The sequence below is a fragment of the Micromonospora sp. TSRI0369 genome (assembly GCF_001905625.1).
Classification (GTDB): Bacteria; Actinomycetota; Actinomycetes; order Mycobacteriales; family Micromonosporaceae; genus Micromonospora; species Micromonospora echinospora_A.
In genome coordinates, this window is sequence record NZ_LIVU01000002.1 from 885403 (window position 1) to 909727 (window position 24325).

General features: G+C 74.0%; 21 protein-coding genes. 20 read left to right on the forward strand and 1 reads right to left on the reverse strand.

Annotated features, from left to right (window positions below):
* Positions 1-4: 4 nt before the first annotated feature.
* The 12 genes from ribH (at position 5) to pheT (ending at position 10295) form a co-directional block, all read left to right on the forward strand.
* Complete coding sequence (gene ribH / locus AMK25_RS09300) at positions 5-502, forward strand: 6,7-dimethyl-8-ribityllumazine synthase (protein WP_073827707.1); 498 nt, start codon at positions 5-7, stop codon at positions 500-502.
* Between the two features lie 124 nt (positions 503-626).
* Complete coding sequence (locus AMK25_RS09305; protein WP_198937475.1) at positions 627-1319, forward strand: alpha/beta fold hydrolase; 693 nt, start codon at positions 627-629, stop codon at positions 1317-1319.
* A gap of 64 nt (positions 1320-1383) precedes the next feature.
* On the forward strand, positions 1384-1647 hold the full coding sequence (locus AMK25_RS09310; RefSeq protein ID WP_013285536.1) for a phosphoribosyl-ATP diphosphatase: 264 nt from the start codon (positions 1384-1386) through the stop codon (positions 1645-1647).
* A 43-nt stretch (positions 1648-1690) separates the two neighbouring features.
* Positions 1691-2536 (forward strand): ATP phosphoribosyltransferase, encoded by an 846-nt coding sequence (hisG, locus tag AMK25_RS09315; RefSeq protein WP_073827708.1) that lies wholly within the window; start codon positions 1691-1693, stop codon positions 2534-2536.
* Positions 2533-3495 carry a DMT family transporter gene (locus AMK25_RS09320; RefSeq protein ID WP_073827709.1) on the forward strand — a complete coding sequence of 321 codons (963 nt, stop codon included), beginning with the start codon at positions 2533-2535 and terminating at the stop codon, positions 3493-3495. Before hisG ends, AMK25_RS09320 begins: the two co-directional genes overlap by 4 nt.
* Positions 3492-3965 carry a PH domain-containing protein gene (locus AMK25_RS09325; protein WP_198937476.1) on the forward strand — a complete coding sequence of 158 codons (474 nt, stop codon included), beginning with the start codon at positions 3492-3494 and terminating at the stop codon, positions 3963-3965. The genes AMK25_RS09320 and AMK25_RS09325 overlap by 4 nt, the downstream gene beginning before the upstream one ends.
* Positions 3966-4289: 324 nt before the next feature.
* Complete coding sequence (infC, locus tag AMK25_RS09330; RefSeq protein WP_073827710.1) at positions 4290-4937, forward strand: translation initiation factor IF-3; 648 nt, start codon at positions 4290-4292, stop codon at positions 4935-4937.
* Positions 4938-4956: 19 nt separating this feature from the next.
* A complete protein-coding gene (gene rpmI, locus AMK25_RS09335) occupies positions 4957-5151 on the forward strand; it encodes a 50S ribosomal protein L35 (protein WP_026267805.1) in 195 nt (64 codons plus the stop codon).
* 32 nt (positions 5152-5183) lie between these two features.
* Entirely contained in the window at positions 5184-5576 is a 393-nt protein-coding gene (rplT, locus tag AMK25_RS09340; RefSeq protein ID WP_043324928.1) for a 50S ribosomal protein L20, read from the forward strand.
* A gap of 32 nt (positions 5577-5608) precedes the next feature.
* Positions 5609-6493 (forward strand): TrmH family RNA methyltransferase, encoded by an 885-nt coding sequence (locus AMK25_RS09345; protein WP_073827711.1) that lies wholly within the window; start codon positions 5609-5611, stop codon positions 6491-6493.
* A 167-nt stretch (positions 6494-6660) separates the two neighbouring features.
* On the forward strand, positions 6661-7722 hold the full coding sequence (pheS, locus tag AMK25_RS09350; protein WP_073827712.1) for a phenylalanine--tRNA ligase subunit alpha: 1062 nt from the start codon (positions 6661-6663) through the stop codon (positions 7720-7722).
* A gap of 26 nt (positions 7723-7748) precedes the next feature.
* Positions 7749-10295, forward strand: a complete 2547-nt coding sequence (gene pheT / locus AMK25_RS09355) for a phenylalanine--tRNA ligase subunit beta (protein WP_073827713.1) — start codon at positions 7749-7751, stop codon at positions 10293-10295.
* Positions 10296-10357: 62 nt separating this feature from the next.
* Here pheT and AMK25_RS09360 read toward each other — a convergent pair whose 3' ends face one another.
* The gene (locus AMK25_RS09360) at positions 10358-11275 is read right to left on the reverse strand and encodes a LuxR C-terminal-related transcriptional regulator (RefSeq protein ID WP_083664687.1); all 918 of its coding nucleotides are present in this window, start codon (positions 11273-11275) and stop codon (positions 10358-10360) included.
* 397 nt (positions 11276-11672) lie between these two features.
* On the opposite strand from AMK25_RS09360, the gene AMK25_RS09365 reads away from it, so the two are divergent.
* Genes AMK25_RS09365 through AMK25_RS09400 form a run of 8 tightly spaced genes read left to right on the forward strand, consistent with a single transcriptional unit; the run spans position 11673 to position 24324 of the window.
* Positions 11673-11933 carry a hypothetical protein gene (locus AMK25_RS09365; RefSeq protein WP_073827715.1) on the forward strand — a complete coding sequence of 87 codons (261 nt, stop codon included), beginning with the start codon at positions 11673-11675 and terminating at the stop codon, positions 11931-11933.
* A gap of 49 nt (positions 11934-11982) precedes the next feature.
* Positions 11983-13734, forward strand: coding sequence for an AfsR/SARP family transcriptional regulator (locus AMK25_RS09370; protein ID WP_083664673.1), 1752 nt, complete (start codon positions 11983-11985; stop codon positions 13732-13734).
* Positions 13731-15890, forward strand: coding sequence for a TOMM precursor leader peptide-binding protein (locus AMK25_RS09375; RefSeq protein ID WP_073827717.1), 2160 nt, complete (start codon positions 13731-13733; stop codon positions 15888-15890). Before AMK25_RS09370 ends, AMK25_RS09375 begins: the two co-directional genes overlap by 4 nt.
* Positions 15887-17761, forward strand: a complete 1875-nt coding sequence (locus AMK25_RS09380) for a TOMM precursor leader peptide-binding protein (RefSeq protein ID WP_073827718.1) — start codon at positions 15887-15889, stop codon at positions 17759-17761. Before AMK25_RS09375 ends, AMK25_RS09380 begins: the two co-directional genes overlap by 4 nt.
* A gap of 8 nt (positions 17762-17769) precedes the next feature.
* Complete coding sequence (locus tag AMK25_RS09385; RefSeq protein ID WP_073827719.1) at positions 17770-19365, forward strand: nitroreductase family protein; 1596 nt, start codon at positions 17770-17772, stop codon at positions 19363-19365.
* Between the two features lie 8 nt (positions 19366-19373).
* A complete protein-coding gene (locus AMK25_RS09390; RefSeq protein WP_073827810.1) occupies positions 19374-22094 on the forward strand; it encodes a lantibiotic dehydratase in 2721 nt (906 codons plus the stop codon).
* A complete protein-coding gene (locus AMK25_RS09395; protein WP_073827720.1) occupies positions 22091-23143 on the forward strand; it encodes a lantibiotic dehydratase C-terminal domain-containing protein in 1053 nt (350 codons plus the stop codon). The genes AMK25_RS09390 and AMK25_RS09395 overlap by 4 nt, the downstream gene beginning before the upstream one ends.
* A complete protein-coding gene (locus AMK25_RS09400) occupies positions 23140-24324 on the forward strand; it encodes a peptidase M50 (RefSeq protein WP_073827721.1) in 1185 nt (394 codons plus the stop codon). Before AMK25_RS09395 ends, AMK25_RS09400 begins: the two co-directional genes overlap by 4 nt.
* The last annotated feature ends 1 nt before the right edge of the window (position 24325 follow it).

The window sequence follows — 24325 nt, forward strand, 5'->3', positions numbered from 1 at the left end:
GGCGATGGCGGGTTTCGGTGAGCCGGGCGTGACCGCGGTGGACGCCGCCGGGATGACTGTCGGCGTGGTGGCCGCCCGGTGGCACGGCGACCTGACCGACCACATGACCGAGCGGGCGGTGGCCGCCGCGCAGGCGTGCGGGGCGCGGGCCGTGGTGGCCCGGGTGGCCGGTTCGGTGGAGCTGCCGGTGGTGGCCCAGGCGATGGCGCGCCGCTTCGACGTGGTCGTCGCGCTCGGCGTGGTGGTACGCGGCGCGACAGCGCACTTCGACTACGTCTGCCAGTCGGTCACCGAAGGGCTGACCCGGGTGGCGCTGGACGAGGGCAAGCCGGTGGCGCACGGGGTGCTGACTGTCGACACCATCGAGCAGGCCCGGGACCGGGCCGGGCTGCCCGGCTCGGCCGAGGACAAGGGCTGGTCGGCCACGGTGGCAGCGCTGGACGCCGCCCTTGCCGTGCGTGCCCTCGACGCCCAGTCCGTCCACCGCGTCGGCTTCGCCTGACCCACAGGCGTTCCGGAGCGAGCGCCCAGTCCGGCGATCATGAAGTTGACGGAGACAAAAAGGACAGCGATTGCCGCCAACTTCATGATCGGCGCGTTGCGGGGAGTGCGGGGAGGGCAGCGCGGTGACGGAGAGCGGGTACGCGGACCTGCCGGGGCTGCGGATGGCGTACCGGGCCTGGGGCCGGGCCGACGGCCGTCCACTCGTGGCGCTGCACGGCGGTGCCGGATCGGGGGAGACCTGGGCCCCGCTCGCGGCGGCGCTCGGCTCGACCACCCGCACGTACGCCCCCGACCTGCGCGGCTACGGCGCGACCGGGCCTGCCGAGGCGTACTCGCTGGAACTGGTCCGCGACGACGTGCTGGCGTTTCTGGACGCCCTGGCGCTGCCCCGGGTCGTGATGCTGGGCCACTCCTCGGGGGCGGTGGCGGCCCATCTGTTCGCCCGAGCGTATCCGGACCGGGTGGCGGCGCTGGTGCTCGTCGAGCCGCCTCCACCGGTGCCGCTCGGCCTTCGGCTGCCATCCCGGCCGGACGGGCCGCTGCCCTACGACTGGGCTGCCCGGCAGGCGGTCGTCGCCGAACTCAACGCCCCGCCTCCCACGTGGTGGGAGGAGTTGACCGAGATCACTGCGCCCACCCTGGTGGTGGCCGGTGGCCCCGCCAGCCACCTGCCGCAGCACGAGCTGGCGCGGATGGCGGCCCGGATCCCCGCTGCTCGCCTGGTGACAGTCGAGGCCGGTCACGCGGTGCCGGCCGCGCGCCCTGCCGAGTTCGCCACCGCGGTACGGGACTTCCTCGCCGTGCTTCCCCGGTGAGGCAGGCCCTGCGGGTGGACCCGGTGGGCGTGCTCACCCAGGCAGGCTGGAAGAATCGCCTTCCGTGAAGACGTTCGAGGAGTTGTTCGCCGAGCTGCAGGCCAAGGCCGCTGCCGGCACCCCGGGCTCGGGCACCGTCGAGGCGCTCGCCAAGGGCGTGCACTTCATCGGCAAGAAGGTCGTCGAGGAGGCGGCCGAGTCGTGGATGGCCGCCGAGCACGAGGGCCCGGAGCGGGCCGCTGAGGAGATCTCCCAGCTGCTCTACCAGGCGCAGGTGCTGATGCTCGCCACCGGTCTGGAACTGAAGGACGTCTACCGACATCTGTGAGTGCCCGTCCGCTGATCATCCGATCGAACGAAGGAGCACTCCCATGCTGCGTGTCGCAGTACCCAACAAGGGCGCCCTGGCCGAGTCGGCCGCCGGGATGCTGCGCGAGGCGGGCTACCGCCAGCGCACCGACCCGAAGGACCTGGTCTGCCGGGACGAGCAGAACGACATCGAGTTCTTCTACCTGCGCCCCAAGGACATCGCCACCTACGTCGGCTCCGGCGACCTGGACGTCGGCATCACCGGGCGCGACCTGCTGATCGACTCCGGCGCGCCGGCCGAGGAGATCGTCGACCTCAACTTCGGGCGGGCCACGTTCCGGTTCGCCGCCCGGCCCGACGACGTCGCCTCGGTCCAGCAGCTCGGCGGGCACCGCATCGCCACCGCGTACCCCGGTCTGGTCGAGCGGCACCTGGCCGAGCTGGGCGTCAAGGCCGACGTGATCCGCCTCGACGGCGCGGTGGAGAACGCCATCCGCCTCGGCGTGGCAGACGTGGTCGCCGACGTGGTGGAGACCGGCGCGACGCTGCGCCAGGCCGGCCTGGTGGTCTTCGGCGAGCCGCTGCTGCGCTCCTCGGCGGTGCTGGTGCGCCGCGCCGGCGCGCCTGCCGGCGCCCAGCAGGAGCAGCTGCAGCGCCGGCTGCACGGCGTCCTGGTGGCCCGGCGCTACGTGATGCTCGCCTACGACGTGCCGGCCGGACTGCTCGACCGGGCCAGCTCGCTGACCCCCGGCATCGAGTCGCCCACCGTCTCGCCGCTGCACCGGGAGGGCTGGGTCGCGGTGCAGGCGATGGTGCTCCGCGACGACGTGCACCGGATCATGGACGAGCTGTACGAGCTGGGCGCCCGCGCGATCCTGGTCACCAACATCCACGCCTGCCGGCTGTGAGGCCGCTGCCGCTCCCGGCCGCGCTGGGCGTTGTCGTCCTGGGTGGCATGGCCTCGGCCGCCCAGGGCGTGGTCAACGCCGAGCTGGGGGAGCGGACCGGCGATCCGGTCCTCGGCGCGGTGGTCAACAACCTCGGCGGCTGCCTGCTGGTGCTGGCCGGGATCGTGGCGCTGCCCTCGATGCGCGCCGGGCTGGCCGCGTTGCGCCGCTCCGGGCTGCCCTGGTGGACCTACCTGGGCGGGGTGGGCGGCGCGGTGATCGTGCTGGTCGCGCCGGTGGTGGTGCCCGTGCTCGGGGTGGCGGTGTTCACGATCGCCCAGGTGGCCGGCGGCAGCCTCGGTGGCCTGGCGGTGGACCGGGCCGGGCTGGCCGCCACCGGCCGGATGCCGCTCACAGTGCCCCGCGTCGGCGGGGCGCTGCTCGGCGTCGGCGCGGTGGCCCTCGCCCAGCTCGGCCGCCCGGTCGGTGACCTGGCGATCGGGCTGGTGCTGCTCTGCGTCCTGGGCGGGCTGGCGGTGGCGACGCAGTCCGCGCTCAACGGCCGGGTCGCCGCCTCGGTCGGCCCGGCCGCCGGCCTCGCCGTCAACTTCGCGGTCAGCACCGTGGTGATCGGCGCGGTCGCGGCGCTGACCGGCGCGCTCGTCACTGCGCCCCGCTGGCCCGGCCAGTGGTGGCTCTACGTCGGCGGCCTGCTCGGCGTCGGCATCGTGCTCTCGCTGCTGGTCGGGGTACGCGCCGCCGGGGTGCTGCGCACCGGCCTGGCGCTGGTGGCCGGGCAGCTCGGCGGCGCGCTGCTGCTGGACCTGGTCCTGCCCGGCGGCCCCGGCGTCCGGCTGCCGGTGCTGGCCGGCGCCCTGCTCACGCTGCTCGCCGTGGTGGTCACCGGGCTGCGCCGGCGCGGCCCGGACCGTGTGGCGGCCGAAGGCGCGCGCGAACCGGATGGCAGACTGGTCGGGTGAGCGATTCCGTGGTGACCGTGCGACCCCGCCGCGTCCGGGTCGTCTGCTGGGTGTCGGCCGTCACGTTGTTCGTCGTGTTCAGCCTCGTCGCGACGTCGCTGACCGGCGCTACCGGCAACGGCTACGGCACGTTCCAGCGCGGCGACCAGTTCGCCATGATCGGCCTGGGCGTCTTCGGCGCGCTCGGCTTCCTGCTGTTCACCCGCCCCCGCGTGACCGCCGACGCCAAGGGGGTGCGGGTCCGCAACGTGATCAGCTCGTACGACCTGCCCTGGGAGGTGATCCGCGGGGTCCGGTTCGACAGGGGCGCCCCGTGGGCCAGCCTGGAGCTGCACGACGACGACCTGCTGCCGATGGTCGCGTTGCAGGCCGCCGACAAGGAGAGCGCGGTCGAGGCGGTCCGCGCGCTGCGCCGCCTGCACCAGGCGCACCTGGCGGCGCTGGCCGCCGGCCAGTCGACACCCCGCTGACCAGGGAGCCCGGTTTGGGCGGGCCTGGGCCGAGGGTGTAGTGTTGCGGAGTCGACCAGACTGCCCCCGTCCCTGACGCGCGGGCGGTCTTGAAGCGGAGCGCCCGCTCCCACCCGAGTCGCCGCCACGGTGGCCGGGTCCGGTCCCCGGTTTCGGGCACGTCCCGACGCCGGATGCGCGATCCTGTGATCGTGCCGACCGGTCGAGTGGGCCCTGGCATACGCCGGGGCCTTCTGCTTTCCGGGTCGGCTCCCGCCCGGGAGCCCGCGGAGTCGGCACGGAGAAGACTCGACTCGAGGAGGCCCCATCAGCGTCGAACCACGCGTGAACGAGCAGATCCGGGCACGTGAGGTCCGACTGGTCGGTCCTGAGGGTGAGCAGGTGGGCATCGTCCCGCTGGAGCGCGCCCTGCAGCTGGCCGCGGACGTCGACCTGGACCTGGTCGAGGTTGCGCCGATGGCGCGCCCGCCGGTGTGCAAGCTCATGGACTTCGGCAAGTTCAAGTACGAGAGCGCACTCAAGGCGCGCGAAGCGCGGCGTAACCAGCAGCAGACCGTCATCAAGGAGATGAAGCTCCGGCCGAAGATCGATCCGCACGACTACGAGACCAAGAAGGGTCACGTGGTGCGGTTCCTCAAGGCGGGCGACAAGGTCAAGGTGACGATCATGTTCCGCGGTCGGGAGCAGAGCCGCCCGGAGCTGGGTTACCGGCTCCTGCGCCGGCTCGAGTCCGAGATCACGGAACTGGGATACGTCGAGGCCGCGCCGAAGCAGGACGGCCGAAACATGATCATGGTTCTCGCTCCGCACCGGGCCGTGAAGGCCTCCGCGGTCGCCGCCACGGCGTCCCGCGGTGGACCGCGCGACCGGGCTGCGGAGGAATCGGGCGCTCCGGCGACCGGCGAGACCCCGGCGGGCGAGACCGCAGCAGCCGGCGAGACCGGCACGACCGCTGAGACCAGCGGCCAGTAACAGGGGAGAAGACGTTCCAATGCCGAAGATGAAGAGCCACACGGGTATGGGCAAGCGGGTCAAGGTGACCGGCAAGGGCAAGATCGTTGCCCAGCAGGCCGGCCTTCGCCACAACCTGGAGAAGAAGCCCAGCACCCAGACCCGTCGGCTGACCGGCACCGTCGAGCTGGCCAAGGCCGACGTCAAGCGCATCAAGAAGCTGCTCGGCCGCTGACGCGAGCCACCTGAACCGAAGAAGGAGTTGAGATGGCACGCGTCAAGCGGGCTGTGAACGCCCAGAAGAAGCGTCGTACCCTGCTGGAGACCGCGAGCGGTTACCGCGGTCAGCGCTCCCGGCTCTACCGCAAGGCCAAGGAGCAGGTGCTGCACTCGATGCAGTACTCCTACCGGGACCGTCGCGACCGCAAGGGCGACTTCCGGCAGCTCTGGATCCAGCGGATCAACGCCGGCGCCCGGGCCAACGGCCTGACCTACAACCGGCTGATCCAGGGCCTGCGCCTGGCCGGCATCGAGGTCGACCGGAAGATCCTGGCCGACATGGCCGTCAACGACGCCGCCTCGTTCGCGGCGATCGTCGAGCTGGCCCGCGCCGCCGTGGCGGCCGAGGGCACCGGTGGCGCCGCGGCTCAGGCCGCCTGACCCACCCCGTACGGCAGATCGAGGCGTCTCCCATGCAGTCACAGTCGCAGGGGAGGCGCCTCGACGCCGTTCCCGGCCTGTTCACCACGCGTACCCCCAGGGTCGCGGCGGCCCGCCGGCTGCACCGCCGGCGCGACCGCGAGCAGGCCGGCCGGTTCCTGGCCGAAGGGCCGCAGGCCGTCCGGGAGGCGCTCGCCCGCGCCGGCACCGTGGTCGAGCTGTTCGGCACCCCGGCGGCGCTGGACCGGTACGCCGACCTCGCCGCCACCGCCGCCCGGGCCGACGTGCCGGTCTCCGAGGTGACCGACGACGCGCTGGCCGCGCTCACCGAGACCGTCGCCCCGCAGGGCCTGGTGGCGCTCTGCCGGCACCTCGACGTACCGCTGGAGGCGGCCGTGGCGCGCGGGCCGCGCCTGGTCGCGGTGCTCGCCGGGATCCGCGACCCGGGCAACGCCGGCACCGTGCTGCGCACCGCCGACGCGGCGGGCGCGGGCGCGGTGATCTTCGCGGGCGAGGCGGTCGACCCGTACAACGGCAAGTGCGTGCGGGCCTCCGCCGGCAGCCTCTTCCACGTCGACGTGGTCCGCGCCGCCGACCCGCTCGCGGCCGTCGAGGCGCTGCGGGCCGCCGGCCTGGAGATCTTCGCCACCACCGGGTACGGCGACAGCGACCTGGACGACCTCGCCGACGCAGGAAGGCTGTCCGCCCCGACCGCCTGGCTGTTCGGCTCCGAGGCGCACGGCCTGCCCGACGAGCTGACCGCCGCCGCCGACGCCCGCGTCCGGGTGCCGCTGCACGGGCGCGCGGAGAGCCTGAACCTGGCTGCGGCTGCGGCCGTGTGCCTGTATTCTTCCGCCAGAGCACTGCGTGTCCCCCGGGGCACGCGAGACACAGCAGGGGAGTCCGCCTCGTCATGAACGCGCCACGGCGTTCGTTTAGCCAGCCCGCCGGTGTCGGCGGGCGGCGGGCCTGACCTTCCCCCTGCACGACTCCCCACCGGCGGGCTGCGGCGAAGCCGCGCGTCCGTAGACTCGCCTAGCCACCCGTGAGGGTCGGCGCCGCCGTGAGGGAGTGCCCGTTCACCATGAGCTACCGCAACGATCCGTACGACCCGAAGCAGGTCGCCCTGCTCGACCCGGCCGCCCTGGCCGGAGCAGTGGCCGACGCCGAGAAGGCGTTCGCCGGGGCCGCCGACCCGGACGCGCTGACCGCGCTGCGCCCCGCGCACCTCGGTGACCGGTCCCCGGTGTCGCTGGCCCGCCGGGAGATCGGCGCGCTGCCGCCGGCCGCGAAGGCCGACGCCGGCAAGCGGGTCAACGAGGCCCGCCGGGCGATCGAGTCCGCGTACGCCGCCCGGCAGGAGATCCTGGACCGGGAACGGGCCGCGCGGGTGCTGGTCGAGGAACGCGTCGACGTGACCCTGCCCTACGACCGCCGGCCGCGTGGCGCCCGCCACCCGCTGAGCGTGCTGATGGAGCAGATCAGCGACCTGTTCATCGGCATGGGCTACGAGGTGGCCGAGGGCCCCGAGGTCGAGCTGGAGTGGACCAACTTCGACGCGCTCAACATCCCGGCCGACCACCCGGCGCGCGGTCTGATGGACACGTTCCACATCGCACCCGAGGGCAGTGGCCTGGTGCTGCGCACCCACACGTCGCCGGTGCAGGCGCGCACCATGCTCAGCCGCAAGCCGCCGATCTACGTGGTGGTGCCCGGCCGGGTCTACCGCACCGACGAGCTGGACGCCACCCACGCGCCTGTGTTCCACCAGGTCGAGGGCCTGGTGGTGGACAAGGGCATCACCATGGCGCACCTGCGCGGCACGCTCGACCACTTCGCCCGGGCCATGTTCGGCGAGGGCGCGAAGACGCGCTGGCGGCCGCACTACTTCCCGTTCACCGAGCCGTCGGCGGAGTTCGACGTCTGGTTCCCGGAGCACCGGGACGGTCCGCAGTGGGTCGAGTGGGGCGGCTGCGGCATGGTCAACCCGCGGGTGCTGCGCGCCTGCGGCATCGACCCGGAGGTCTACTCCGGATTCGCGTTCGGCATGGGCATCGACCGGACCGTGATGGTCCGGCACGGCGTCAGCGACATGCGGGACATGGCCGAGGGCGACGTGCGGTTCACCCGCGCGTTCGGCGCCTGAGCTACGGGAACGGTGGTTTAACAGTCATGCGAGTTTCTGTCAGTTGGCTGCGGGAGTACGTGGACCTGCCGGCCGACCTGCCCACCGGCGACCTGGAGCAGGCGCTGGTCGACCTCGGCATCGAGGTCGAGTCCGTGGTGGACCTGCGCGAGTCGGTCACCGGCCCGCTGGTGGTGGGTGAGGTCCTGGAGATCGAGGAGCTGACCGGCTTCAAGAAGCCGATCCGCTTCTGCCGGGTGGACGTCGGCGCCGCGAACGGCACCGGCGAGCCGCAGGAGATCGTCTGCGGTGCGCGCAACTTCGCCCAGGGCGACAAGGTCGTGGTGATCCTCCCCGGCGGGGTGCTGCCGGGCGGGTTCGCGATCGGCGCGCGCAAGACGTACGGGCGCAACTCCCACGGCATGATCTGCTCGGCGCAGGAGCTGGGGCTCGGCGACGACCACTCCGGCATCGTCGTGCTGCCCGAGGACGTCAAGGCCCAGCCCGGCGACGACGCGCGCCCCGTCGTCGGCCTGGACGACGTCGTGGTCGAGATGGAGATCACCCCGGACCGCGGGTACGCGCTGAGCGTGCGCGGCATCGCCCGGGAGCTGTCGCACGCGCTCGGCGTGCCGTTCCGCGACCCGGCCGACGCGCCCGCGCCCGGCGCGACCGCCGAGCCGGCGTACCCGGTGGAGGTCCGTGACCCGGTCGGCTGCAACCGGTTCGCGGCGCGGATGGTGCGCGGCGTCGACCCGACCGTCGAGACGCCGGGCTGGATGCGGCAGCGGCTCACCGCGGCCGGGGTGCGCAGCATCTCGCTCGCAGTCGACATCACCAACTACCTGATGCTCGAGCTCGGCCAGCCGATGCACGCCTTCGACGCGGACCGGATCGCCGGGGCGCTCGTGGTGCGCCGCGCCGAGGCGGGGGAGAAGCTGACCACGCTGGACGGGGTGAGCCGTACCCTGTCCGCCGAGGACCTCGTCATCTGCGACGACACCGGTCCGATCTCGCTGGCGGCGGTGATGGGCGGCGAGACCAGCGAGGTGCTCGCCTCCACCACGAACGTGCTGTTCGAGGCGGCGCACTGGGACCCGGCCACGGTCGGGCGTACCGCGCGGCGGCACAAGCTGTTCAGCGAGGCAGCGAAGCGGTGGGAGCGGGGTGTGGATCCGGCGCTGCCGCTGGTCGCGCTGGACAAGGCGGTCCGGCTGCTCACCGACCTGGCGGGCGGCACGGCCGGCGCGGAGGTGCTCGACATCGACCACGTCGCGCCGCGTACGCCGGTGACGCTGCCGGTGGACCTGCCCTCGCGGCGCGTCGGCGTGGCCTACTCGCCGGACCGCGTGGTCGAGCTGCTGGAGCAGGTCGGCTGCACCGTGACCCGCGGCGCGGACCGGCTCGCCGAGGACCCGGGCAGCGTCGGCACGACCGCCGGTGCCGCCGAGGTGCTGACCGTGACGCCGCCGAGCTGGCGGCCCGACCTGACCGACCCGGCCGACCTGGTGGAGGAGGTTGTACGCCTCGACGGCTACGACCGCGTGCCGTCGGTGCTGCCCACCGCGCCGCCCGGCCGGGGCCTGACCTGGCAGCAGCAGCGCCGCCGCACCGTGGCCCGCTCCCTCGCGGAGCGCGGCTACGTCGAGGTGCTGGCGCAGCCGTTCGTCGCGCCGGAACTGGTCGACCAGCTCGGCCTGCCCGCCGACGACCCCCGCCGCCCGGCGGTACGCCTGGCGAACCCGCTGTCGGAGGAGGAGCCGCTGCTGCGCACCACGCTGCTCGGCCCGCTGCTCGGCATCGTCAAGCGCAACGTCGGCCGCGGTCAGCGGGACGTGGCGATCTACGAGATCGGCACCGTCTTCCACCCGCGTCCCGGCGCGGGCGCCCCGCCCGCCATGGGCGTGGACCGGCGGCCCACCGACGAGGAGTTCGCCGCCGCCGACGCGGTGGTGCCCGCCCAGCCGCGGCACGTCGCGGTCGCGCTGACCGGCGAGATCGAGCCGGCCGGCTGGTGGGGCGCGGGCCGCACGGCCGGCTGGGCGGACGCGATCGAGGCGGGCCGGGCCGTGCTCGACGCCGCCGGGATCCCCGCCGACCGGGTGACGGTACGGTCCGGCGAGCGGGCGCCCTGGCATCCGGGCCGCTGCGCCGAGCTGGTGGTGGACGACGTGGTCGTCGGCCACGCCGGTGAGCTGCACCCGGCCGTGCTGGCCGCGCTGGAGCTGCCCCGGCGGACCAGCGCCATGGAGCTGGACCTGGACGCGCTGCCCGCCGCGCCGCTGGCCGCCGGGCCGACCATCTCCACGTTCCCGCCGGCCCTGATCGACGTGGCGCTTGTGGTGGACGACTCGGTGCCGGCCGCCGAGGTGCGGGCGGCACTGGTCGAGGGCGCGGGCCCGCTGCTGGAGGACGTCCGGCTGTTCGACGTCTACACCTCCCAGCAGCTCGGCGAGGGGCGCAAGTCGCTGGCGTACAAGCTGACGTTCCGGGCCCCGGACCGGACCCTCGCGGGCGAGGAGGCGGTGGCCGCGCGGGACGCGGCGGTGGCTGTCGCCGCCGAGCGCTTCGGCGCCACCCTGCGCGGGGCCTGACCGGCCCGCCGCCCGCAGGTCGCGGGCAACCGGCTCCCGGAGCTGGTTGCCCGCCGGCGCGGTCAGATCCAGCCGCGCAGAGCCGCTTCCACACCGGCCTGGAATCGGCTCTCGGCGTCGAGGCGCTTCATGATGTCGGCGACCGTACGGCGCACGGTGCGCTCGGACAGGCCGAGCTGGCGGCCGATCGCCTCGTCGGTACGCCCGCAGCGCAGCAGCCGCAGGATGGCGCTCGCCTGCTTGGTCAGCCCGTCCATGCTGCTGCCGGCCCACCGGGAGAACGGGACGCCCTTCTCCCACAACAGGTCGAACAACAGGCAGAGCGCGGAAACCAGGCGCACGCTGCGGATTTCCACCGCACCCCTACCGAGGTGCGATTCAATCGGCAGGAGAGCGATTCTGCGATCCACGAGCGTCATCCGCACCGGGGACCCCGGCAGGACCCGGCTGTCCTCCCCGCATTTGGCCATCTCCTCGGCATAGGCGCAGGAGGCCGGGTCCTGAAGAACGGTCTCCTGGTAGATGTGCCGGATGGTGATGCCGCGATCCAGTGCCATCCGGCTCAGCGCCCCGCCACTTTCCCTGATCTGCGGCGGAATTGCCGGGCCACCGGTCAGCATCATGACGCTCTCGGTGGCGGTGCGGGCGTGCTCGGACAGCCGGTCCCGCAGCTCGTCGACCCCCTTCAGGCGGACGATCTCCTCCCGTTCGTTGTCGTCCCGGCTGGCCGCGCGGGCCAGCACCGAAGCGCGGGTCGCCTGGATCCTGGCCTGCTCAGCGACCGTCCGCCGCTCCGCCTGGTCGAGCAGGACGAGCAGGCCGAGCTGCGGGCTCACCGCGCGCAGGCTGCCCGGCCGGTTCGACGAGGGCAGGATCATCGCGTGGTCGGCAAGCGCGGCGAGGGCGTCGTGGACCGCGGTCTCCGGCATGTCCAGGCCGGTGACGAGGTCCTCGACATCCCATGTCGGATTGTCAACCATCGCCCAGTAGACGGCCTCGTCGGTGGCCGACAGCCCCAATCTCTCGATCACGTTCCCTCCCCCCGGAGTCGATGGTCACACTAATGGAGGCCGAGCCTCGGGATAGATAACAGATCGATGTACGTGGCATTAACTCCAGTGATGGTCGCCATTAGACAGGGGCATCTACAAGGTCGGACAGAAAATGCCGGATTTATGCGGCTGACTGCGCGGCGGAACCGGCCACGGCCGGTTCCGCCGGTACGCGGGGACGTGACGCGCCGGTTGCCAGGTACCACTCTCGATGCAACACCCGCCGGCCGGCGGGGCGATGCGGAAGGGGCGTCGATGCGGACATGCCGACGATGGGCGACGTCGAGGCGCGAACCCGGGCGGTCCGGCTCACCGGAGGCTTGCCGTGCTGCTCACCCGGCTCGCGCTGCGGCCGCCGGATGACGACCGCGGCCTCTCCGCCGGCGAGCTGACGGACCTGTTGTGGCTCAACGCCACGGTGGCCGACGGCATCCGCCACATCCACGCCCGTGAGATTGCCGGACGGCTCGCCGTAGCGGTCTTCACAGTCGCCTCCGAACAGGCGATCTCCGACTACATCGTGCAGCGCGTCTGTGAGCGCGCGATCCGGAGCGTACCCGCGTTACGCGGGTGGACGGTCACCTGATCGGTGCTCCTCGGATGAACCCGAAGGGAGGATCACGGTGGAAGCGCAAGTGGCGAGTCCGCCCCGGTGTGATCCGGAGCCGGTGGCGTCCACGCCGGCCGTCGCCTTCCGCGTCCTCGGCCCGCTGACCCTGACCACGGACGCCGACGCTCTGGTGCTGCCGCCGTCGAAGGTGGCCTGTCTGCTGGCGGCGCTGCTGTTGCACCCCGACGAGGTGGTGTCCGTGGCCATGCTGCAGCAGGCGATCTGGGGCGACGACCCGCCGGTCTCGGCCCGGGCCGCGTTGCAGACCTGCGCGTTGCGGTTGCGTCAGCTGTTCCAGCGGCACGGGCTGACAGCGAACGCGATAAGGACGGTGCCCGGCGGCTACCGGATCACCGCCGGTCCGCAGAGCGTCGACCTGATGCGGTTCCGTGAGCTGACCGGCCGGACCCGCGCCGAGACGGATCCGGAGACGGAACTGGCGACGCTGGAGGAGGCGCTCGCCCTGTGGAGCGAGCCGATGCTGGCGAACGTGCCGTCGGAGGCGCTGCACCGCGACGTCGTACCCCGGCTGAACGAGGAACGCGTCCGGGTCATCGAACGACTCTGCGACCTCAAGATCGGGCTGGGTCGTGACCGGTCGGTGCTGGTGGACCTGTGGACCGCGACCCGCCTCTATCCGGCGAACGAGCGCTTCGCCGCGAGGCTCGTCGAGGTGCTGTACCGCACCGGCCGGCAGGCCGACGCGCTCACCGAGGTGCGCCGGATCAAGGAGCACCTCGACCACGAACTGGGCGTCGGCCCGGGCGCGGGGCTGCGGCGGCTGGAGCTGACCATCCTGCGCGGAGAGGCGCCGGCGCCGGTGGTCACGGTGACGCCCCGGCCCATGCCGGCGGTATCCGTCCGTCCGCCCGCCTCCGTCGCGGGTTTCGTCGGCCGGGCGGCGCTGTGCGGCACCCTCGCCGACCGGCTGCGCGGGGGAACCCGCATCGTGGTGCTCAGTGGGCTGCCGGGCGTCGGCAAGACCGCCATCGCCCAGCACGTCGCCGGCCTCGTCGCCGAGGACTTCCCCGGCGGCGTGCGGCAGGTGGAGCCGAGCGACCCGGACGCCGCCGCTCCCGCGGTCTCCTCCACCGGCCGCCGGCTGCTGCTGGCCGACGACGTCGCCGACGCGACGCTGGCCCGGCGGTTGCCGGAGGTGCTGGGGCCGGACGACGTGCTGCTGGTGACCAGCCGGCCCAGCCTGTCCGCCCTGGTCGCCCGGCTCGGCGGCTGGCTGCACCGGGTCGAGCCGCTCGACCGGCAGGAGGCACTGGACCTGCTCGGGGTCGTGCTGGGAGCGGAACGGGTGCAGGCCGAGTCATCGGCCGCGGCCGAGCTCGCGGCGCTCTGCGAACACCTGCCGCTGGCGCTGCGGATCGCCGCCACCCGCGTCCTGCTGCGTGCCCGGATGAGCCTCGACGAGGCCGTCGGATGGCTGAGCGCCGATCCGATCGGACGGCTGAGCCTGCCCGGCGACCCGGAGATGTCCCTGGCCGGCCGCCTCGACGAGGCGCTGACCCGGGCCGGCGACGTGCTCGCCGACGTCTTCCTCCGGCTGGCCGAAGCGCCGGGGACGATCACCGTCCCGGCCGCCGCCGGGCTGCTCGACGTCGACCAGGTCCGCGCCGGTGAGCTGCTCGACGACCTCGTCGACCAGAGCCTGATGGAAGAGGCCGCGGACCAGTACCGGATCCGTGGCCTGCTGCGGCGGCACGCGCTCGGCGTGGCCGGCCGGAGAACGACCCCCGATCGAGTGAAGAAGGGAACCCACGGATGAGCACTGCCTACGAGACGGTGGCTCAGACCCGGCCGCGGATGCGACACGACGTGCTGTTCACCCGCACCGAGGACGGAGTGCTGTTCCACAACGCCAGCAGCGGCTTCCGGCTGTCCTCCGGCACCGCCTACCGGTTGGCGGCGCTGCTCGTGCCGCACCTCAACGGGCGCAACCGGGTCGCCGACATCTGCCGACCGCTGCCGCCCGCGCAACGCGACATGATCGGCGAGCTGGTCGACGCGCTCTACGGGCGCGGCTTCGCCCGGGACGTACCGGTCGAGGAGGATCCGGAGACGGTTCTCGACCCGGCCGTGGCCGGGGCGTTCGCCGCCCAGGTCGCCTACGTCGACCACTACGTCGACCGGCCCGCGCACCGCTTCGCCGCCTTCCGCGACACCCGGGTGGCGGTGCTCGGCGACGGTCCCGTCGCCCGGTCCTGCGCCACCGCCCTGCTGCGCAACGGCGCCGCCGGGGTGACAGTGCGGGCCACTGTCGCGCCCGGCCTCGCCGACGAGCTGGCCGCGCTGACCGAGGCGGGATGTCCGGCCACCGTCGACGAACTGCCCGACGGCGACGTCGGCTGGGCCGACCTCGACGCCGACCTCGTGGTGGTGGCGGCCGGTGACGGCGCGCCCCGCGACACGCTGCGGCTGCTCGCGGCGGGGATCCCGGCCGGCCGGCTGCTCCTGCCGGCCTGGGTCAGCGGGGAACGGATGCTCGTCGGCCCGGTGCAGGGCGCAGGACACCCGGGGTGCTGGTGCTGCGCGATGAACCGGCTCACCGACAACGACGACACCGGCGCGGCGGCTGCGGTGTGGCGGGCCGCCGCCCTGCCCGCCGGGTCCGCGCCGGTGGCCGCCGAGCCGGACGGGCCGCTGGCCGCGATGGTCGGCAACCTGCTCGCGTACGAGGTCTTCCGGCTCACCACCGGCGCGCTGCCCGGGGAGACCGACGGCGCGGTGATCGTGCAGCACCTGGCCTCGCTCGACGTGCTGACCGAGCCGCTGCTCACCCACCCGCGCTGCGCCTTCTGCCGGCCTGAGTCGCCGGAACCGTCCACTGTGGATCTCGCGCTGGACGAGCCGGCCGCCGACGCCGCCGACGAGTCGGCGCGGGCCGAGGCGGCAGTGGCGCGGCTCGCCGCCCACCAGCCGCTGCTCCAGCCGCACGTGGGCGTGTTCCGTCGCTACGACGACGAACGCTGGGACCAGACCCCGCTCAAGATCGGCGCGGTCGACCTCACCGATCCGGGCGGTCGCCGCCGTACCGTCCACGCGTTCGACGTGCACCACGTCGCCGCGGCCCGGCTGCGGGCGCTGCGGGCCGCCGCGGTGACTGTCACCGGGCAGGCGGCCGTCCTCCGGCCGCCCGCCGCCGACGCGCCGCGCCTGGACGCCGCCCGGCTCGGCCTCGACTCCGGCTGGGCCGAGCCGGACGGGGGCGGCTGGGCGGCGGCCCGCTCACTGCTGACCGGCGCGGCGGCGGCGGTGCCGGCCGCGGTGCTGGAGCCGTTCGGCGCTGCGAACCGTGCCCGCGGCGCGGAGCCGACCCGTGCCGGCGGCGGCGCCGGCGGTGACCTCGCCGAGGCGGTGCGGTGCGGTCTGGCCTCGGCGCTGGCGTACCGCGCGTTGCGTGCGGTCGTCGAGGGCCGGTCCGCCGCGCGGCAGGTACGCCTGGACACCCGTGGAGCCGATCCGGAACTGGTCTTCCTGAGCAAGTCGGCGGCGAACCTGGGGATCGCCGTGGAACTGCTCGACCTCTCCGGCGCGGCGGAGGGCGGGCTGAGCGTGCTCCTGGCCCGCTACCCCGACCAGACGGACGGCCGCTGGCGGTACGCCGTGGCGGGTGACCCGGTCCACGCGGTCGCGGCCGGAGCGGCGCTGCGGGACGTGCTGGGCCTGGCGGCGCTGCGGGCACAGGATCCGGCGATCACGCCGGACACCGGTGACGCGCTGCTGGACGAGTTCGACGCGGGCACCCTCGCGGTGGGGGACCCGACGCCGGCCGACGGCGCCACGCTGAGCTGGTCACAGGTGCGCCAAGGGTTGCGCGAGCGGGGACACGACGTGCTGGTGGCGTCGGTGGGCGGCGCGGACCTGGCCGCCGGCGGGCTGGTCGCGGTCAAGGTGCTGCTGACCGCCCAGGAGGGCCGGTGAGCCACACCGCCGAGACCGACGAGCTGGTCTGCGCCGGGCTGGCGCGGCTGCTGGCCGAGCGCGGCTGCCCCGCCGAGGTGGTCGCCCTGGGCGTACGGGACGAGCTGGCCGCGCCGGCAGGCCCGGCCGGTGGGCCCCGCCTGCTGGTCTACGGGCATGTGGTCCTGCTCGGCCCGGCGGCGTCCTCGGGCGCCTGCGCGACCTGCCTGGCGCGGCGCTGGCAGGCGGTGCGGCACAGTGACCTGCGGGACGCTGTCGAGTTGGGCGGTGACACCCGGGCGGCCGGTCCGTGGCCGTACGCGATCGCGCTCGTCGCGGACCTCCTGGCCGCCCTGGTCGCGGCCCACCACGGCGGCGCCCCGGCGGCGGGCGGCCCGGCCGTGGTGCTCCAGGTCGACCTGCAGACCCTGCGGGTGCGCCGGGTTCCGTTGGTCGCGGACCCGCAGTGCCCGGCCTGCGGCGGCGCCGTCCCGGACACCCGCGATCTCGCCCCGATCGAGCTGGCGTCCACCGCCAAGAGCGACCCGGCCGGTTTCCGGGGCCGGAACCTCGACGACTACCCGCTGGACGTGGAGGCCTTCGCCAACCCGGTGTGCGGGGCGCTCGGCTCGACGCTGTGGCAGGACCTGACCTCGCTGTCCACCGCGCCGGCGATCGGCTCGTTCACCCTGCGCAGCGGCCGGTACCTGCGTGAGACGCTCTACGGTGGACACACCGACGGCTTCCGTCGCAGCGCCCGCGTCGCGGTGCTGGAGGGACTGGAACGCGCCGCCGGGCTGCGCCCGCGACGTAAGCGCACGGTGGTCACCGCGACCCTGCGGGAGCTGGGCGACGACGCCCTCGACCCGCGCGAGTGCGGCGTCTACGCCGACGACTTCTACCGGGCCAACCCGTACGTGCACCGCTTCGACCCGGACCGGCCGATCAGCTGGGTCTGGGGTTGGTCGCTGCGCGACCAGCAGGCCGTGCTGGTGCCCGAGGTCCTGGTCTACTACCACGCCGCCAGCGTCGAGGAACGCTTCGTCCAGGAGACCTCGAACGGGTGCGCGTCGGGCGGCTCTCTGGTGGAAGCCGTCTACCACGGCCTGATGGAGGCGATCGAACGCGACGCGTTCCTGCTGGCCTGGTACGGCGGGCGGGCCCTGCCGGAGATCGACGCGGCCACCATCGACCGGCGGCAGACCCGGCTGATGATCGACCGGCTGGCCATGTACGGCTACCGGGCCCGGTTCTTCGACGCCCGGATGACCTTCGACATCCCGGTGGTGACAGCGGTCGCCGTGCGGGAGGACCGCGGCCTCGGCGCCCTCGCCTTCGGCGGCGGCGCGAGCCTCGACCCGCAGGCCGCCGTCACCGCGGCGCTGTGCGAGATCGCCACCGACTCGGTGATGGTGCGGCTGCGCGCCGGCGCCGACGAACCGCGGCTGCGGACCATGGTGGACGACTTCTCCCAGGTGCGCGGCCTGCACGACCACCCGCTGCTGTACGGGCTGCCGGAGATGCGACGGCACGCCGGGTTCCTGCTGGACAACGGCCGCCCGCCGGTCGCGATGACCGAACTGTACGGGCCGGACCGTCCCGCCCCGCCGGTCTCCGCCGACCTGCGCGACGACCTGGAGTACTGCCTCGAGGCGGTCACCGGGCACGGGTTCGACGTGATCGCCGTCGACCAGACCACACCCGAGCAGCACGACCTGGGGCTGGCCACGGCGAGCGTGCTGGTGCCGGGCCTGCTGCCCATCGACTTCGGCTGGATGCGCCAGCGCGCGCCCCACGCGCCCCGGCTGCGTACCGCCTTCCGCGCCGCCGGACTCCTCGACCGCGACCTGCGCGACGACGAGATCCACTCCGTTCCCCACCCGTTCCCGTGAGGTGCGCCATGACGTCCGAACCCGCCGGCTACGCCCACGCGTACGCGACGGCGATCCTGCGCCGCGGCCGGGTGCCGATGCCCCCGGCCGACTTCATCCCCGACTGGGCGGACGCGCCCCGCCGCGGCAAGTACTACCCGGACGCGGCAGCCTTTCCGTTGCCGGAACCGGCGTCGGCGGACGCCCCGCTGGATGCGGCGCTACGGCCGGACGGCGACGCCGACGAGCCGTTCACCACGCGCCTGCTCGCCGGCATGCTGCGCGACTCCTACGGGCTGCTCGGCCGGCGGCTGGGCGTGCAGGCCAACACCGACCTGGCCGGGCTTCCCTCGTACGCGCACGCCAACTGGCACCGGGGCACCGCCTCGGGCGGCGGTCTCTACCCGTGCAGCGTCTACTGGATCGCCGGGCCGGGGGCGGGTGTCGTCCCCGGCGTCTACTACTACGCGCACGCCCGGCAGGCCATGCAACGGCTGCTGGCCGGGGACGTCACCGACCGGCTCAACGCGGCGATCGACCGGCCGGAGCCGGCCACCCAGTTCCTGGTGATCGGCGTCAAGTTCTGGCAGAACGCGTTCAAGTACAACAACTTCTCGTACCACGCCGTGTCGATGGACGTGGGCACCGTGTTGCAGACCTGGCGGTTGTGGGCCGGGGGCCAGGGCCGGCGGATCCGGCCGGTCCTCTGGTTCGACCAGGCCGCCGTCGCCGACCTGCTCGGCCTGGACCCCGACGCCGAGGCGCTGTTCGCCGTCGTGCCGCTCACCTGGGCGGATCACGACCGTGCCGACCGGGCCGAGGGGGCGCCACCGGGCCCGGTCCGGGTCCGGCACACCGACCGGGATCGCTCGCGTACCCGGCTCGACTTCGACATCCTGCAACGGGTCAACCGCAGCACCGCCGCCGCGGCGGTGCGGCGACCGCCGGCCGGCGCGCTCGCCGACGCCGGCGCGCATCCGGCGCCCACCCGCGCCGGACGTCTCGCGCTGCCGCCCGCGGCGCCCATGGACATGCCGGTCGGCGCGGCCCTGGCCCGTCGGCGCAGCAGCTTCGGCCGGTTCCTGGCCGGCCGGCGAATCTCCGCCGGACAGCTCGCCGCGCTTCTGAGCGCGACCGCCGCCACCACGGTGCCCAGTGAGATCGACGGCCCGGCGGACCGGCCGCTGGCGAAGCTCTACGCGTTCGTCAACCACGTCGACGGCGTGCCCGCCGGTGGCTACGAGTACGACCGGGGCAGCCACGCCCTGCTCCCGGTCACCGAGGGGCCACCCGGCCGGTTCCTGCAGCGCAACTACTTCCTGGCCAACTACAACCTGGAGCAGGCCGCTGTCGTCCTGGTGCCCACCGTCCGCACCCACGCGGTGCTGGACGCCACCGGCGACCGTGGCTACAACCTCGTAAACGCCACCGTCGGGGCGATCTCGCAGACCTTCTACACGACGGCCGCCGCGCTGCGCCTCGGCGCCGGGGTGGCGCTGGGCTTCGACAGCGTCTCCTACGTGGAGGAACTGGCGCTCGAGGACACCGGTGAGTTCCCGCTGCTGATCATGTTGGCCGGGCACGACCGGCCAGGGCTCGGCGACTACCGTTACGAGCTGTCGTGACGGCGACCGTGCCCGCGCCGAGCGCGTGGACGTCCGCCGCGACCAGTGACTGGCGCACCGGCGACTGGTTCATCGCCCGGATCGCCGGGTTGCCGTTGTCCACAGTCGACGGTCTGCGGTGCCCCCGCGCGGCCGACTGGGCCGAGGAGGTCCTCGCGCTGCGGGACCGGCTCGCCGCCGACGGTGCCCGGGTCGGCGACCTGCTGCACGACCTGATCAAGGGCAACGACGACGAGGAGGCCCGCCGCCGGCTGCTGGGCCTGCGCCGGCAGGTGCACAACAACGTGCTGCCCGCCGACCCCGGGCCGGCTCTCGCCGTGGTCGAGCGCCTCCGGCCCGGGGCCGCGTCGGACCTGCGGCGGTGGCTGGCCGGCCGGCAGCGGCTGGCCCGGCTGGAACACGACGGCACCGCCGTGTTCGCCGCCGACGTCGCCCGGTCCCGCCGGCGGCTGTGGGAGCTGGCCGACGAGCCCCGGCTGCGCGGCGGGCTCCAGCTCGCCTCTCCCACCCTGGACCAGCAGCTCGCCACCGGGGTCCCGCCGGATCCGGCCCGCCCGGCGAACAAGCGCGCCCGCCGCGTCGAGCGCTCACTGCTGTCCTACCTCTATCGCACCGCCTGCAAGACCAGCCCGTTCAGCACCTTCACCGCGGTCGCGCTCGGCCGGTTCGACGACGCCGCCGAGGGTCTCGGGCTGAAGGTGGGGGAGCGGTGGCAGCGGCACGTGCGGCTCAACGTCGTGCTGGTCGGCCGGATCGCGGACCTGATCAGCGCCGACCCGGTGCGGCGCGGCGACCTGCCGGTGGCGCTGAGCCCGGGCTGGCGGCGTGACGCCGAGCGGATCCGCTACGTGCGGCACTGGGTGACCGCCGGCGACGACAGCGTCGCGGTCAGCTTCGACTCGGTCCGGGACGGGTTGTTCTTCCTGCGGCGCAGCGGGGTCCTCGACGAGCTGACCGCGCTGTTGCAGCGGCGGGGCACGATCCGCGGGGGCGAACTGGTCGACCGGCTGTGCGAGCTGACCGGCGCGGAGCGGGCCGACGGGCAGGCGTACCTGTCCACCCTGCTGCGCCTGGGCATGCTGCGCCTGGTCGGCCTGGACGTCGACGTGCACCGCGCCGACCCGGTCCGGGCGCTGGCCGGCGTGCTGTCCGGCCTGGACCGTCAGTGGGCGGCCCGGACCGCCGCCCGTCTCACCGCGATCGGCGATCTGGTGGACGCCTACCGGGACGGGGACCTGGCCCGGCGCCGGCAGGTGACGCACGAGCTGCGCTCGGCGGTGCGGGCGATCATGGTGGACCTCGGCGAACCGGACCCGCAGCTGCCGCAGACCCTGCTCTACGAGGACAGCCGGATCGGCGGCGCGCCGTTGCCGGTGAGCACGTCGGCCTGGCGTCGGCTGGTCGGCGACGGGCTGGCCGCGGTGGAGCGGGTGCTGCCCGCCTTCGACCAGAACCTGCCGCACCGGATCATGTTCCACGGCTTCTTCCTGGCCCGGTTCGGCGTCGGCGGCCGGTGCGACGACCTGCTGCGTCTGGTGGAGGACTTCCACGACGACCTCTACGACCAGTACGCCTCCTACGTCTCCGGCCGCCGGGCGTTCGCCGAGGACGGCAGCTACACGCCGGAGGAGAACTGGCTGGGCCGGCCCGAGATGACCGCGCTGGACGCGGCCCGGCAGGCGTTCGCCGACCGGCTGCGCCGGATGGTCGCGGCGGACCCGGGACGGACCGAGCTGCCGCTGCCGGAGGCGCTCCTCGACGAGGTGGGCGAACTGCTCGGTGGCGCCGCCGGCGGGTTCCGCCCGCAGGGGCACTTCGTGCAGGTGGCGTCGCGCGGATCGGAGCCGCTGCTGGTGCTCAACCAGTCCTTCGGCGGGCTGTCCTTCCCGTTCAGCCGGTTCACCCACTGTTTCGCCGGGGACGCGCCGAGTCTCGCCGAGCGGCTGCGCGCGCAGGCCCGGTCCGTCGCACCGCCGGGCGCGGTCTTCGCCGAGCTGACCGGCGGGGCGGCCACCACCAACCTCAACCTGCACGACCGGCTCACCGACCACGTCATCGTCTGCCCGGGGGAGACCAGCGACGTCGAGGCGGACCGGCAGGTCACCCTCGACGACCTGCACCTGGTGCACGACCCCGACACGGACCGGGTGGTGCTGCGCTCCACCCGCCTGAACCGCGAGGTGATCCCGGTCTATCTCGGCTATCTGGTGCCGATGGCGCTGCCGCAGATCCCGCGTACCCTGCTGCTGCTCTCGCCGGCGTCGATGGTGCGGCTGGACCCGTGGCGGGGCGTGCCCGCCGGACCCGCCCGCGCCGGCGTGACGACCCGGCCCCGGCTGCGCGCCGGCAACGTGGTGCTCAGCCGCCGCAGTTGGTCGGCGCGCGCCAGCGACCTGCCGCAGACCGACGACCCGGGCGCCGACGCCGAGGCATTCCTGCGCTGGCGGCGGTGGCGGGCCGAGCACGACGTGCCGGCCCGGGTCTTCGCCACCGTCCACCCGGCCGGCGCGGCCCGCGCCGGGACCAACCCGAAACCGCAGTACGTGGACTTCGACAGCCCGCTGTCGCTGCAGGCGCTGCGGGCCTCGCTCGACGCCCCCGACGACCGGGTGGTGCTGCGCGAGATGCTGCCGGCCGCCGACGAGCTGACGGCCCGCGGTGAGCACGGCGGCCACGTCTGTGAGCTGGCCGTGGAGACCTTCCGCACCGACCCTGGGAGGATCCGATGACCGTGTCGGCCGCCGCGCCCACCGACCCCCGCGGGGACTGGCTGGCGCTGCACGTGTTCTACGCCGCCAACCCGCAGCCGCTGCTCGTGGAGTGTGTGGCGCCACTGATCCGCGAGCTCACCGACCGGAACCTGCTCGCCGGGCACTTCTTCATCAACTACTGGCTGGAGGGGCCGCACGTGCGCCTGCGCCTGCGGCCCCGTACCCCGTCGGACGAGCCGGCGGTGCGGGCCCTGGCCGAGGCGGCGATCCACCGGTTCCTCAGCACCCGCCCCGCCCTGTACGCCATGGGCACCGGCTATCTGCGCGAGCTCTACGACATCCTGTTCGCCCTGGAGTTCCCGGGCGGACGGCCGGCGGAACTGGTCGACGACAACGGCCAGATGCTGCTGCAACCCAACAACTCGGTCAGCTACCGGCCCTACGAGCCGGAGTACGGAAAGTACGGCGGGCCGGACGGCATCGAGGTCGCCGAGTGGCACTTCCGGCACTCCAGCGACGTCGTGCTGCGAGCCCTCGCGACGATGAACCTGCACCTGCGACCGGTGCTGCTTGGTACTGCCGCCCAGTTGATGACGGTGCTGGCCGGCACGTTCCTGCCGGACCGGGCGGAGCTGGTCGACTTCCTCGACCGCTACCACCACTTCTGGCACCGGGCCTTCGCCGGCACCGAGCTGATCGGGGCCGAGGAGTATCGCCGGATGTACGACGGGGTCGCGCCGGAGCTGGGACCGCGGGTCGAACGCATCCTCGACCTCGTGGCGCGTGGGGATGTCGCGCACCTGCCCGGCTTCCTGCGCGGTTGGGCCGAGCACGCCGGGGAGCTTCGGGAGCGGGTGCTCGGGCTGGCCGCGTCCGGCCGGCTGACGCTCCGGTCGTGGGACGGCAGCGGGGAGCGGGTGGTCACCGACCCGGCCGAGGCGCTGGCCGCGCTCCTGTCGCCGTACCTGCACATGACGAACAACCGGCTGCACGCCACCATCCGCGACGAGGCGTATCTGTCCTACCTGCTCGCCCGGGTGCTGCGGGAGCCGGCGGTGGCGGCGTGACCAGCCCGGCGCTGCTCGGCAAGCGTCCCCGCCTGCGCGACGACCTGCTCTTCTCCCGCCCGTTGAACCGGGGCCCGGCCACCGTCCACCTGGTCAAGGACCGTCGCAACGGCCGGGCGTTCGAGCTGTCGGACAAGGAACGGTTCCTGGTGCGCCGGCTGGACGGGGTCCGTTCCCTGGGGGAGGTGGGCGACGAGTACGCGGTCGCGTACGGCCGCCGGCTCGGCGACGACCACTGGGTGCGGCTGTTGTGGCTGCTGCACCAGCGGGGCCTGCTCGTCGGCGGACCCGGTGAGCCGGAGGCGGCGCCGGTGGCGCGTCACGACCGGCTCGACAGGTCGGCCCGGCTGCTGGGTCGGCTGCTGAGCCCGGCGTCGGTCGCCGGGTGGGGCCTGCTGGTGGCGGCGCTGCTGGTGGCCGTCGCCTGGCACGTCGGCCCGCTGTGGCAGGCGGCCCGCCCGGCGTTCACGGACCCGCTGAGCCTGCTCCTGCTCGGGCTGCTCGCCTGGGCGGGCGCGGCCGTCCACGAGTTCGCGCACGCGCTGACCGCGGTCCGTCTCGGCGCCACCGTCAAGCGGATCAACCTGGTCACGCTCACCTGCCGGATCGAGGACTACGCCTTCCTGCCGAGGCGGCGGGACCAGGCGGTGATCGCCGCCGCCGGCGGGGTGGCGAACGGGATGGTGCTGCTGCTCGCCGGCGCGCTCCTCGCCGCCCTGCCGGGCGCTTTCGCCGGCCGGCTGTTCAGCGCGTACGTGCTGGTCGCCGCCGTGCAGACAGTGGTCAACTTCGTTCCGCTCCCGCCGTTGGACGGCTACAAGATGACCAGCCACCTCCTGGACACGCTGGACCTGGCGCCGGAGAGCCGCCGCTACCTGTACACCGCCCTCGGCCGGCTGCCCCGCCGTGGCCGTGTCCGCTACCCGAGGCGGGCCGCCGTACGCCTCGGTCTGTACGGCCTGTGGTGGCTGTTCGCCGCCGCGTCGGTGGCCGCCTGTGTGGTCTACTTCGCCGGCGCGCTCCTGGAGTCCACACTGGGCGTGTTCGGACACGTCCTGCCCGCCGCGGTCGTCGCGCTGACGCTCGCCGGCTGGCTGGCGCGGCCCCGGCGTGCCGGCCCCGCGGGTCGCTCCTCCCCGTCACAGCAGCAGCACATCGAAGCCCACAAGCGAAAGGCGTGAC

Bases quoted from the DNA above. Each gene is read 5' to 3' on its own strand.
- ribH (WP_073827707.1), top strand. From the start codon at position 5: ATGGCGGGTTTCGGTGAGCCGGGCGTGACCGCGGTGGACGCCGCCGGG.
- hisG (WP_073827708.1), top strand. From the start codon at position 1,691: ATGCTGCGTGTCGCAGTACCCAACAAGGGCGCCCTGGCCGAGTCGGCC.
- rpmI (WP_026267805.1), top strand. From the start codon at position 4,957: ATGCCGAAGATGAAGAGCCACACGGGTATGGGCAAGCGGGTCAAGGTG.
- rplT (WP_043324928.1), top strand. From the start codon at position 5,184: ATGGCACGCGTCAAGCGGGCTGTGAACGCCCAGAAGAAGCGTCGTACC.
- AMK25_RS09345 (WP_073827711.1), top strand. From the start codon at position 5,609: ATGCAGTCACAGTCGCAGGGGAGGCGCCTCGACGCCGTTCCCGGCCTG.
- pheS (WP_073827712.1), top strand. From the start codon at position 6,661: ATGAGCTACCGCAACGATCCGTACGACCCGAAGCAGGTCGCCCTGCTC.
- pheT (WP_073827713.1), top strand. From the start codon at position 7,749: ATGCGAGTTTCTGTCAGTTGGCTGCGGGAGTACGTGGACCTGCCGGCC.
- AMK25_RS09360 (WP_083664687.1), bottom strand. From the start codon at position 11,275: ATGGTTGACAATCCGACATGGGATGTCGAGGACCTCGTCACCGGCCTG.
- AMK25_RS09375 (WP_073827717.1), top strand. From the start codon at position 13,731: ATGAGCACTGCCTACGAGACGGTGGCTCAGACCCGGCCGCGGATGCGA.
- AMK25_RS09385 (WP_073827719.1), top strand. From the start codon at position 17,770: ATGACGTCCGAACCCGCCGGCTACGCCCACGCGTACGCGACGGCGATC.
- AMK25_RS09395 (WP_073827720.1), top strand. From the start codon at position 22,091: ATGACCGTGTCGGCCGCCGCGCCCACCGACCCCCGCGGGGACTGGCTG.